This window comes from Clostridium pasteurianum (genome assembly GCF_001705235.1).
GTDB classification, from domain to species: Bacteria; Bacillota; Clostridia; order Clostridiales; family Clostridiaceae; genus Clostridium_S; species Clostridium_S pasteurianum_A.
Window position 1 is genome coordinate 1,498,658 of the sequence record NZ_MCGV01000001.1, and the last position, 12,572, is coordinate 1,511,229.

Genomic DNA, 12,572 nt, shown 5'->3' on the forward strand with positions numbered 1-12,572 from the left:
TCCATAGCCTCGTTATATAATTTAGCAAAACTTAATTTTTTATCTATTTTTCTGGCAAAATAAATCCAACTTTTCTCTTCATTTTTGATACAGTTTTATTAGCTACATAAGAAGCTTTCTCTGCTCCTTTTTTACATATGTTTTGTAAATATTCTTTATCCTGTAATAGTTTATTAACTTTCGTTTGAATTGGTTCCAATTCTTTTATAAGTGCTTCGGCAACATCTTCTTTAAATTTAGCATATCCCTGTCCTGCATATTTCTTTTCTATTTCCTCTGCACTCATTCCTGTACAGCAGTTAAGTATATTCATAAGGTTCTTAACTCCTGGTTGATCATCAGTATATTTTACAACTCCTATATTATCAGTAACTGCCCTAGAAATCTTCTTCCTTATAACATCAGGTGGATCCATTATAAGTATAAAGCTATTAGGATTATCTGCTGATTTTGACATTTTCTTTTCTGGTTCCTGAAGACTCATTATTTTTGCTCCACCCTTTGGTATATATCCTTCTGGAAGCTTAAATGTTGGGCTATACATATTATTAAATCTTTGAGCTAAATCTCTTGTGATTTCTATATGCTGAGTTTGATCTTTTCCTACTGGCACTAAATCAGCTTGATATATAAGTATATCTGCCGCCATCAAAACAGGATAATTTAAAAGACCTGCACCTATACCAGTTGCTTCATACTTTTTAGATTTATCCTTGTATTGTGTCATTCTTGAAAGCTCACCTACATAAGTCATACAATTTAGAATCCATCCTGCTTCAACGTGTGCTGGAACATGTGATTGAATAAAAATGGTATTCTTTTCTGGATCTATCCCTGCTGCAATATATGTTGCAATAAGCTGAAGTGTTCTTCTTCTTAAATCTTTTGGCTCTTGTTTTACTGTTATAGCATGTAAATCCACAATACAATAGTAACATTCATATTCATCTTGAAGTTTAACCCAGTTTTTAAGTGCACCAAAATAATTTCCTATTGTAAGTTCACCTGATGGTTGTATTCCACTAAATATAACTTTCTTATTTTCACCCATAATAAAATTCCTCCTATAAAATTCAAATTCAAAAAATATAAAAACGCCCTATGAAATAAATTAATTTATTTCATAGGGCGTAAATCTTCACGCGGTACCACCTATTTTCAGGAGCAAAACTCCCCTCAAAAGCTGTATACACATATCTTATAACGTAGATATTACGTTCAAAATTACTAATATAAGAATTTATATTTTCACTTTAAATCTCAAAGATCCATTCGATTTAAGCATAAATACTGCCACTCTCACCACACTGCAGTTCTCTTTAATTTTGTCTTTAAATCTACTTACTTCTTATCATCGATTGTTTGTTGTTACATTTACTATAAATGATAATATTTATATTGAAATTTGTCAATATAAATATTATCATTTTTCCCATAATCCGTGTACATTGCAATATTCCCTAGCAGAAATTATATCTTCATCAATTTTAAATTCTGCCCTAGGTTTATCTTTAGGACTTAGATATTTTCTATAAACTTTATCTTTTGTGTTAACTTCAATCCATTGTATGTAATGCTCTGGCAACATTGGATGCTCTTTTTCTCCAACCTCAACTATAATATTATATCCATCTCTTTCTATAACAGGAATATGCTTTTCTACAGCTGCTTCCTTACTATTTGCTATAAGTTTTGACATTGGTTTTCCACAACAGACTAGCGTTCCTTTAGCATCATTCAAAACTTCAACCATTTTGCCGCATATATCACATTTATAAATACATTTTTCTTCAGCCATATTTATTCTCCTTAATAAAAAGTATTTTTTATTTTTATTATGAGCGGCAAATCATGTATTTATTCCCTATTAGTTTTATGAATTAATTTTCATTTTTCACACACACTATTAATGTTACAAAAATCCTATAAGTGAGGAGGAGTCAATTTGAAAAACAAAAAGATTTATGCTCCTCATATGAGGAACTATTTTGAACAAAAACCCCATAATATAAGATCTTATTCAGAAAAAGATCACACAGAATTACCAGACCCTGTTGTCGATCCTATAGTAAGTAATAATATTTCATACTCAGAATTTGATTACACTTACAATGGCGGCGACGATATTTAATTTAAATCATCCAAAACATTAACTATATGGTTTCTATAGTTAAACACCTAACTTATATATGTACCGAAATGCTGATACCAAAGCATTTTGGTACTTGTATAAGTTAATTACACACAACTGATTAAGTATATATTATAAAGCCATAATACCCTATAACAAATAACTTTCAATATATAAAAATTGCGAAATAATAGTATTTTGAAACATTAAATAAAAATCATAAGACTAAGTTTCAAATTATAAAAATACTAAGAAATTTTAATAACTCGCTGAAGAAATTGCTCAGACAAATTAAAATTTTTAAGTCTTTTTATAATTTAAAACAAGTCTTATTGAATTTTATTTAAATCGTTTCCAAAATACTATTATTTCGCTTTAAAAAAAGGCAGGGTAAATTTTTCTCAACTTCACTGCGAAAAATAATATATTAATTTATTTAAAAATCAAATAATTTAATCATAACCATCGGCTTAGTGAAGTTGTAAGATAAAAGTAGACATTGGATTTAACCACCAATTGTCTACTTTTTTTAATATAAAATATAAGAGAATGATGTGATGTTTATGGTAATACTTAAAGGAACAAAAAAATAAAATGAACCTTTGAAGAAAAAAAGAACTTTCCTAATTTTCTAAATAAATATGTTGAATATTTCAATAATGAAAGACCAGCATATACATTAGGATACTTAAGCCCATTTGAATACAAGGTAAAAAATAGATTTCGATAATGGTGGTTTTTATAGTTGTCTACTTTAGTTTGACAACTTCACTTAGCCGGTGGTTTCCTTTGTTACACAATGACGAAAATTCCGCAAGTACGGAGGAATTTTTTCCTTGCATCACCATAGAAGGCGAAGGAATAGTACTGAAGGAACGATTTAAAAAAATCCTAATAAATCTTGGTAAAGAAATTGGAAAATACTTAGATATTTCAATTTGTCTGAGCTTCTTCCCAGCGAGTTATTGAAATATCTTAGGTTTTTATGATTTTCATACCCTTGATTTATGGATAAAACCAACTATGCACTACAACGCTTCACGCCCAAAATTCCGTAGGCACGGAGGAATTTTTTCCTTGTATCACCATATAAGGCGAAATAATAGTGCTGAAGGAACGATTTAAAAAGAATCCAATAAATCTTGGTAGAAAAATAGCAAAATACTTAGATATTTCAATTTGTTTGAGTATTTTCCCAACGAGTTATTGAAATATCTTAGGATTTTGCCATTTTTCTACCTTAGATTTATGGATTCTTTTTAATGTTCCAAAGCACTATTATTTTGCCCTTTTTTTATATTTCAAATCTTTGTATCATCACATTAAGCTTCTGTGAAAGTTCCGCTTGACTCTGAGAAGACTTTGCAACCTCAGTAATGGCAGCGGTAATTTCTTTAACACTAGAAAGTATTTCTTCCGTACCGTTAGCAGATCCTTCTGCTACTGCAGATACATTTTGCATAGCACCACTTATCTGGACAGTTGCTTCATTCATCTGACTTGAAGATGTTCCAAATCTTTTTATGAGTTCAAACATAAATTGAGCATCTTTTTCATATTGAATTCCTGTTTTCATAAGAAGTTCATAACTAGGTTTTACACTATTATCCATGAATTCCAAAACATTTTGTCCACTTTCAGCAAGCTTTTGAACTGCTGCTTCAACCTGCACTACCATATTTTGAATATTAGTAACAGCATCCGCTGCTTGTTCTGCAAGTTTGCGCACTTCATCAGCAACAACAGCAAAGCCCTTGCCTTGTTCTCCCGCTCTTGCGGCTTCTATTGCCGCATTTAAAGCAAGTAAATTTGTTTGCTCAGCAATACTTCCAATAGAATCAGCCATTGTTTTTACTTCTTTAACAACCTTAGATTCTTCAATTGCTTTTAAAATATTAGAGCGACTTTCGTCATAAATTGAATTACCTTTTTCTATACTTTTTGAAGCTTCATTCTTTATTTTAACAGCACGATTTGCTATTTCCTGCACCGAATTTTCAGCTGAATTAGCATCCTTTGAAAGCACATCTGCCGTAGCATTTATTTCTTCAGCAGAAGCACTTACTTCTTCTGTAGTTGCACTTAAATCTTGAACTCCATTAGATATTTGACCTGTAGATTCATTTACTGATTCCATTTTAGCTGATATCTCTTCTGTAGTTGCAGAAAGTTCCTCACTGGTAGCACTTATGTCATTTGCACTATTCATTATCTCAATTATTAGCTTCTTTATATTATCTTTTGCTCCAGTTAATTCTCTTAGCATATTGCCAATTTCATCTTTTGAAGTCACTTGAATAGACTTAGTTAAATCACCTTTGCCCAAGTTCTCAGCAAAAGATAGCGCTTCTTTAACTTGTTTTGAAATCATAGTTGCTATAAATGTACCCAGTAAAATAGCTACTGCAAAACTTAATATCACTATAAATCCTGTAATAATGAAAGAACTCTTATACGTTGAATTACTTTCTTCATAAGCTTGATCAGCTTGATTTACATTATCTTTTATTAACTTGTCCATATCTGAATATATCTTTTTTCTCGTTGCGGTAACCTTAAAATAATTATCAGAAGCAGCTGCATAATTATTTTCATCCACATATTTTACTACTGAATTACTTAGCTCCATATATAAACTATAATCCTTCTTAATGTCAGAAAAATTACTTTTTTCTGATTCTTTAAGTGATGATTTTTCATATGTATTTATAAGTTTATTATTGCTTAAAAACAACTTATTAATGTCATTCTTTATAGTATCTTTTTCATTAATATTCCTTTGATACACAAGCTTTAATAAATCAGCACGTATATCAGCAAAATTTTGTTTTATACTAGTCAAAGTTTCTACAGAAGCTAAATTATACTCATACATGGACTTTGCATTAGAATTAATTTTATTCATATCAAACAAACTAAGCATTCCTACAATTCCTACTAACACCGCGACCACAATAAAAGCTGATACTAATTTTTTTGCTATTTTAAGATTTTTAAACCACCTCATAATTTTCATTCCCCCATAATTTAATTCCGTAAAAATTTATACAACATATAAAAATATTATATCTAAAATTTAAGCCAAATACTAAATGTAAGTTATAGGCCTTTTACCTTACAATTCAGCATTAAACAATATTTTATAGATAATGCATTATAAAAATTTATATCCAAGATTTCTTATACATAGAGGAATTTTTTTCCTTGCACCACCATATAAGAAGAAGTAATAGTGCTGAAGGAACAATTTTAAAAATCCTAATAAGTCTTGGTAGAAAAATAGCAAAACACTTAGATATTTTACCGTTATCATACACAAGATTTAAGCTAAACCTATAACATGCTGACGAGCAAAGCAATGTCAGCGCTCCTTAGCTTAATTATGACTGATACACATTGTTTACGCCTAAAATTCCGTAGGCACGGAGGAATTTTTTTCTTGCACCACTGTATAAGGAGAAGTAATAGTGCTGAAAGAACAATCTTAAAAAATCCTAATAAGTCTTGGTAGAAAAATGGCAAAACACTTAGATATTTTACCGTTATCATACACAAGATTTAAGCTAAACCTATAACATGCTGACGAGCAAAGCAATGTCAGCGCTCCTTAGCTTAATTATGACTGATACACATTGTTTACGCCCAAAATTCCGTAGACACGGAGGAATTTTTTCCTTGCACCACTGTAGAAGGAGAAGTAATAGTGCTTTGGAACGATTTAAAAAGAATCCAATAAATCTTGGTATGAAAATCACAAAATACTTAGATATTTCAATCTGTCTGAGCTTTTTCCCAGCGAGTTATTGAAATATCTTAGGATTTTGTGATTTTCATACCTTAGATTTATGAATTCTTTTTAATGTTCCAAAGCACTATTACTTCTCCCTTATTCTCTATTTTTAAGTGCTTCTGCCATACTAATTTTATTTATTCTTTTTACATGCAGCAAATTTATTACTAAATAAGTTACAATTCCAACTGCAACAATTGCTACAAATAAATATGACGGTATCCATATTTCCATATACCCATTTACCTTGTTAAGTGCAAATGAGAAACAATATTTAAGTGCTAAATAATCAAGTGGAAGCCCTAAAATAAGTGACAGAATGACTACAATGGTTGTTGCATTAAGATACAAACTCCTTATTTCTTTTGCTTCATATCCAAACACCTTCATATAAGAAATGTACAGAGAATTTTTATCAATTACTATCTTTGTAAGTATATACATAAGTGCTATATAAATAAGTATTGCTGCAATAATACACATATTAGCGCTGCTGCCAACAGAAGAAGTCATCTGCTGCCCCAATTTAACCATATCCTTAGAAGTGATGACAGATGCCAAATTCTTGCTGCTAATATTAAGCTTTTTGTTTGAAAAATATCCATTATAATAACTTTCATCGTACTTAAGCAACCTATTTAACTGTTTGTTATTCATAAATACTGCAAATCCAGATGAATAATGTATACTTCCAATTACCTTCAAATAGTAAGTATCGTTAGTATATGGATCTAAAAATTTTACTCTGTCGCCAACCTTATTACCAAGCTTTTTCATAACCCCATCAGACATGTAAATTCCTTTTTCTTTGTCACTTAAGGATAAGTTTTTTAAATATTTAGATTTACTGCTTATTCCATAAAAAGAAACATCTAAATTTCTATTTCCTGCCTTGTAATATGTTTTTAGTGAATAAACCGTAAAACTTTCTGCACTGTTTTTCCTAACAACTTCAGGAGCTTTTAAAATGTACTGATAATTAGATACGCTGGTATTCTGAATATCTTCTACATAATGATTTATTATTGGCATCATGGCGAGTCCAAATAGTAAAATAACACTTCCAAGAAAAATGCCAATGAAGAGCATAAAATAGTTTGCTTTGTTTTGGAGTATAACTCTAAGACGAAATCTTTTTACAAATTTAAAAGGAGGTAATTTCACTGGCTTGCCATTAGAATGTTTCTTTAAATCCTTCTTTAGAAATTGAAGTGGAGATGCTTTTAACTTTAATGAAATTACTGATATATTTATAAAAATCATAATACATATAGGAATAATTGTGGTAAGCATAAGTGCTTCACTGTTTAATTTTATTGTACATGGTGGAAGACTGTAGCTATTGTAATACATAGCCTTAAAGGTTGGAGGGAGAACAAAATATCCAATAATGTTGCCTATAACAGCACTTATTATTGTAACAAATATAGGCATCCTCATATAATGGCCTAATATTTCTCTTTTGCTGTAGCCATTAGAAAGCAGTGTTCCTATTATCTGTGATTCTTCATCAATAGTGCTCATGACAATAATTGCAAATACAAATGCCATAATTGCAATTGTAATGTAACAAAAAACCTTCATTGACGGTACATCTGAACCCATATCCTCCTGCACAAAGGAAATGCTCTGGTTATTAGCTGCAGTACAAAAATCCGTTAAACCTGCTCCATTTTTCACTAAACTTTTTTCAATTTTATTTGATAAATCCTTGCTTTTTCTTTCATTTAAATTTCTATTTTTGAAATAATAAGAATAGTTATAAACTAAATTGCTGTCATTAAAGTTTTTAAAATCTTCCTTTGACACAACAGCGATGCCAAAGTACTTTGTTTCCATCATAAGATTTGAGTTTTTTTCAAATAAGGAACTGTAATTTGGAAGCGAAATTGTACCCGTTATTTTATAGTACTTTCCTTTAATTTTAAGCTTATCACCAACTTTAAGAGAATTGTTTCTTGCAAAAAGCCTGTCTAGTGCTATTTCATATTTGCCTTCCGGAAGCCTTCCTTCAATAACTGTTGGAATATCAATATCTTTTTTACTTTCATAAATTCTAAGTTTTGTGCTTTTCAAAATTGGTTCATTGGAATAATAATTTTCATAAATATTAGCCCCTAATTTTTCAGTTTTTGTTATTGTTTCTTTAGGAATTTTAAAATAAGAAGTAAAAAGTCCATTCTCTACCTTGCAATTCACTCTGTTGTTTTCAAAGGCTTCTTTTATTCCATCTGCTGTTGATAGAAAACCTGAAAGCATAGCTACTGAGGCTATCATTATAACTGCTACTGCTATATACCTTCCTGCATTATGTTTTAAATCACGAATAAGTCTTTTATTTAATGGATTTCTCATAATAATCACCTACCATTCTAGCTTGCTTGCTGGCATTATATTTTCATTTTCATATTCTTTAATTATTTTGCCATCACGCAGCTTTAAAACTTTATGAGCCATATTTTTTATAGCGTCATTATGAGTTACTATTATAATTGTATTTTTATACTTTTGATTTACATTTTCTATGAGTTCTAATATTTCCTTTGATGTACTATAATCAAGGGCTCCTGTTGGCTCATCACAAAGTAAAATTCCTGGATTTTTAACAAGTGCTCTTCCAATAGCGCATCGCTGCTGCTGTCCACCTGATAATTGATTAGGGAATTTATCCTTATGTTCCCAAAGCCCCAAAGTTTTAATCAAATCATCAATATCAAGAGGTGACTTACTTAAATATTCACAAACCTCTATATTTTCTTTTACAGAAAGGTTTGGTATCAAATTGTAAAATTGAAATACAAAGCCAAGATTATTTCTTCTATAAAGTGAAATTTCTTTTTTACTCATATGTAACATTGATTTCCCATCTACAGTTATTTCACCATCATCAAATCCTTCAATACCACCTATGATATTAAGAAGAGTAGATTTTCCTGAACCAGAAGGTCCAAGCAAAACACATATTTGTCCTTTTTCCACCGAACAATTTATTCCTTTTAAAACCTGAATCCTACTTCCATCTTCTCCATAATATTTGATTAAATTTTTTACTTCTAAGTACATACTTCCTTCCCCCTTTTATATATAATCAACATATGAACATATGAGCTCTTATTCATATGTATTATAAACAAATAGCATAACCTTGTCAATAAATCCAAATCTTTTTTGTTTAATCCTTATTAAGATTTCCATATTTGATAATGATTATCATTTTCTCGTACATGAATTAGTATACTCTTATTGAGAATGATTGTCAATAAATACATTGATAATTATTCTCAACACATTTTTATATTTAATAAGTAAAAATAAAAACACTCATATTTCACTCAAATACATAAAATACAAATGTTTTTATTTTTACTTATTAAATTAATTTTCAAAGCTTACTTAGTTCTTCTTATATTTATGCTATTCTCCCGATACCAAAATTACTAACTGTGATCTATCGTGGCACTAATTATACTTTTGTTCAAGTGTTTTTAATATTTCAATATACTTATCCTGAACTCCAGCTTCATCCATTTCCTTCTCAAATTCACTACATTCCATATTTATTTTATTTAATGTTTCTTTACTGAGTTCTCTCTTGGCAAAAGAATACACGACATTATCCTCTTTATCTATATGCCTATTTAACAAATTAGCATACCCTACAGCATTAGCTATTACATCAACTTTTGCCTCATCCTCACCAGCTTTAACCTTGCTTATAGCTTCTTCAAGTTCCATAATATATAACCTTCCAAAGTCATGTTCTACAAGCATTCCATACCTAACTAACTTTTCAGCTGGCCCACTAATTTCATCTATCATTCTATTAAATAAAAACTTTTCTTCCTTTCCATGATGATGCTTATCTGCATAATTTCTCACAAAGTCAATCATCACTTCAAAATCCTTGTAGTCAATTTCTCCTCCTTTAACAATTCCTATGGAGGCCTTTCTAATAACTTTAAGCATTCTTTTTATATTTTTATGCTCGTCAATCATTAATACAATTCCATCCATAAAATCACTTCTTTCCTATAGTCTTTATACCATTTTCTTCTCTAATGTATTTATACCCAGTGCCACTTTCATTTAAAAATCCATTAATCCATGCATCTACAAAATAATTAAAATTATTAACATCTCCAGAAACCTGCTGCCAATAATCCTTATGAAGATCATTTGTCGTTCTCCATACAATTTTATTTTCATCATCTTCAATTACTTCATTCACTCTATCACATGGCATGCCTTCAAGCATATAATTAAAGATTAGGCTAAAAAAATCTTTTGGTGAACCACCAATTACTTCAAGTTTCTTCATTGCCTCTACTCCATTTTGATAAAAAACATCAGAAACTTCTTCTTTTTTAATAACATTACTATTTAATAATTCAGTTGCAACATACGCTAATCGGCTTTCTACACTTATTATTCTTTCTTGCAGCCATCCATGAATATTACTATGTTCTATATTTTCTTCAAGCGAACCTTTTATAGGATATCCGTACTTAAAGAAACTTCTGGTTAAAAGATTATTACTATCATAACCATTTTTTTTTGCTAATTCTGCTATATCTTCTATTAGTTTTTCATGTAATTGAATTTTATTGTATAACAAATAATGTATTTTCCCTAAAAATGCACTCATCTACTTCCTCTCCTTAAATTAAATCGCTTCGTTTAAGACTTTAACAAGCTGTTCTGCGTCTATACCGTGAACGGCACATGCCTCTTCTATTGTTTCAGCTTGAGCTGATGGACATCCTACACAGCCCATTCCGAAACTAAATAAAATTTCTACACTATCTGGATAATTTCTAACAACCTCACCTATTGTCATTTCTCTTGTGATTTTCATATATGTTTACCTCCATTATTTTTTAACTTATGGCCTAATTATATACTGAATTTTTTCTTTATTCGGTACCATTTGATACAAAAATAATAAAAAGAAAATGTATTACAGGATATTAATTTTATTTAAATCATCCTATAATACATTTTCTTTCTATTACATAAATCTATGAAACTTTTCATACTAAAAAATCAAATTTTAATTTACAGCAACCTGATTTCTTCCATTTCCCTTTGCTTCATATAGTGCAACATCAGCCCTTTTAATCAAGTCTTTATATGAAAATTTTTCTCCACATTTATTTCTATAACATTCTGTTACACCAAAGCTGGCAGTAACTTTAATAGATACATTATCATAAACAAAATTATAATTTTCAAAAGCAGACCTAATGCACTCAATTAAAGATACTGCCTCTTTTAAATATAATTTAGGCAAAAACCCAATAAACTCTTCACCACCATATCTTCCCATAAATCCTCTATTTTTAATTATATTTTTAGCTATATATGACATTTCCTTTAAAATGTAATCTCCTATTTGGTGACCATAATTATCATTGATTTGTTTAAAATGATCAATATCAAACATAAATATTACGCCAAGATAAGTTTCCCTTGCTAATTTATCTAATTCATTACTTACAACCTCTAAAAAATATCTTCTATTTAATACTTCTGTAAGCTGATCAAACCTAGCCATTTTTTGCAGTTCAAGCACCATATTTTTTTCCTTTGTAATATCAGAAATTAATATAGTACTCCCTATTTTATATTCTTTATAATACAAAGCTTTTAGCCTTGCTTTAAAATAGCTAATATTTTCCTCCTTCGCAATATTAAATTCAAAAACATCTTCTTTAAAACTTTCTTCTGCGCACTTTTTGTCTTGCTTATACCACATTTTTAATAGCTTTTCAAACTCAGGAGCTTCCCTTGTGCAAAATTCTATTTTCATGCCAATTATGCTTTTATCTAAAGATTTAAATATTTCTTTAGCCGCATAATTAAAATCTTTAAGATTAAAATCAGTATCAACAACAATTACACCGTCATGAACCCAGTCAAATATTATTTCCCTTGATATAGGAGCAATATGCATCATATCAAAAGGATAAACAGCATATGCAAACATTGCATAGACAAAAAACATTATAAAAGCTCCATAATCCATTTTTAGAGGTACTATCTGGAATTGATCAAGCCCTTCAAAGAATAAGACACTGGTTGATATGCAGATCATAATCTTAAGTTGACGGCGAGCAAGTCCTGATGATTTTAAGAAGGCTTTATAATACATTACATCTGAAATTATCATACACCCAAAGAAAAAAATATAATACAAATAATACCAAAAGCACTTTTCATAAGATATAATATAAAAATATCCATTACTAACTAATCTTTCATTAGCATACATGAAGTGAAAATATTCATTAGTAAACCTAAATATACATGTAAGTGCAGGAATTATAAAGAGAACTATTATCAATACTTTACTTATTTTTTTATCTTTAGCTGATAAAGAACGAGCTTGTATAATCCAAAGCGCCGGAACAAATGATAAACCAAAATACTCAAATTTACTCCAAAAATTCACATAAAAAAGTGAACTGGATGTTATCTCCATCCCATATCCAAATGAATAAACAGCTGAACATAAGCAAAGTAAAAAAAGTGGGAATGCACCGACGGCCTTTTTTCTTTTCCAAGAATAAAAAGCAATAATAAGAATACTGAATGTTTCAATATAAAGAAAACTGCTTAAAAGATTACTTAGTCTTTGCATTAATTTTACCC

At 29.7% G+C, this 12,572-nt stretch carries 10 protein-coding genes, 1 pseudogene and 1 other annotated feature; of the genes and pseudogenes, 2 read left to right on the forward strand and 9 right to left on the reverse strand.

The window, feature by feature from the left end; all coding sequences use genetic code 11:
- Positions 1-43 precede the first annotated feature (43 nt).
- Positions 44-1,051, reverse strand: coding sequence for a tryptophan--tRNA ligase (gene trpS / locus BEE63_RS06575; RefSeq protein WP_066020621.1), 1,008 nt, complete (start codon positions 1,049-1,051; stop codon positions 44-46).
- Positions 1,052-1,121: 70 nt separating this feature from the next.
- Positions 1,122-1,364 (reverse strand) — a binding site (T-box leader).
- Between the two features lie 59 nt (positions 1,365-1,423).
- Positions 1,424-1,798, reverse strand: a complete 375-nt coding sequence (locus BEE63_RS06580) for a desulfoferrodoxin (protein ID WP_066020622.1) — start codon at positions 1,796-1,798, stop codon at positions 1,424-1,426.
- Between the two features lie 147 nt (positions 1,799-1,945).
- On the opposite strand from BEE63_RS06580, the gene BEE63_RS06585 reads away from it, so the two are divergent.
- Together BEE63_RS06585 and BEE63_RS22550 are read left to right on the forward strand one after the other, a co-directional pair.
- Positions 1,946-2,131, forward strand: a complete 186-nt coding sequence (locus BEE63_RS06585; protein WP_066020623.1) for a hypothetical protein — start codon at positions 1,946-1,948, stop codon at positions 2,129-2,131.
- A gap of 613 nt (positions 2,132-2,744) precedes the next feature.
- Positions 2,745-2,861: pseudogene (locus BEE63_RS22550) on the forward strand (IS3 family transposase); the annotation flags it as partial.
- A gap of 564 nt (positions 2,862-3,425) precedes the next feature.
- On the opposite strand, the gene BEE63_RS06590 reads toward BEE63_RS22550, so the two are convergent.
- The 7 genes from BEE63_RS06590 to BEE63_RS06620 all read right to left on the reverse strand — a co-directional run bounded on the left by BEE63_RS06590 (position 3,426) and on the right by BEE63_RS06620 (position 12,561).
- On the reverse strand, positions 3,426-5,138 hold the full coding sequence (locus BEE63_RS06590) for a methyl-accepting chemotaxis protein (protein WP_066020624.1): 1,713 nt from the start codon (positions 5,136-5,138) through the stop codon (positions 3,426-3,428).
- Between the two features lie 879 nt (positions 5,139-6,017).
- Positions 6,018-8,276, reverse strand: coding sequence for an ABC transporter permease (locus BEE63_RS06595; protein WP_066020625.1), 2,259 nt, complete (start codon positions 8,274-8,276; stop codon positions 6,018-6,020).
- A gap of 9 nt (positions 8,277-8,285) precedes the next feature.
- On the reverse strand, positions 8,286-8,984 hold the full coding sequence (locus BEE63_RS06600) for an ABC transporter ATP-binding protein (protein WP_066020626.1): 699 nt from the start codon (positions 8,982-8,984) through the stop codon (positions 8,286-8,288).
- Positions 8,985-9,380: 396 nt separating this feature from the next.
- A complete protein-coding gene (locus BEE63_RS06605) occupies positions 9,381-9,935 on the reverse strand; it encodes a hemerythrin domain-containing protein (RefSeq protein WP_066020627.1) in 555 nt (184 codons plus the stop codon).
- A gap of 4 nt (positions 9,936-9,939) precedes the next feature.
- On the reverse strand, positions 9,940-10,566 hold the full coding sequence (locus tag BEE63_RS06610) for a hypothetical protein (RefSeq protein WP_066020628.1): 627 nt from the start codon (positions 10,564-10,566) through the stop codon (positions 9,940-9,942).
- An 18-nt stretch (positions 10,567-10,584) separates the two neighbouring features.
- Positions 10,585-10,776 carry a DUF1858 domain-containing protein gene (locus tag BEE63_RS06615; protein WP_066020629.1) on the reverse strand — a complete coding sequence of 64 codons (192 nt, stop codon included), beginning with the start codon at positions 10,774-10,776 and terminating at the stop codon, positions 10,585-10,587.
- A 195-nt stretch (positions 10,777-10,971) separates the two neighbouring features.
- On the reverse strand, positions 10,972-12,561 hold the full coding sequence (locus BEE63_RS06620; RefSeq protein ID WP_066020630.1) for a histidine kinase N-terminal 7TM domain-containing diguanylate cyclase: 1,590 nt from the start codon (positions 12,559-12,561) through the stop codon (positions 10,972-10,974).
- Positions 12,562-12,572: the final 11 nt, after the last annotated feature.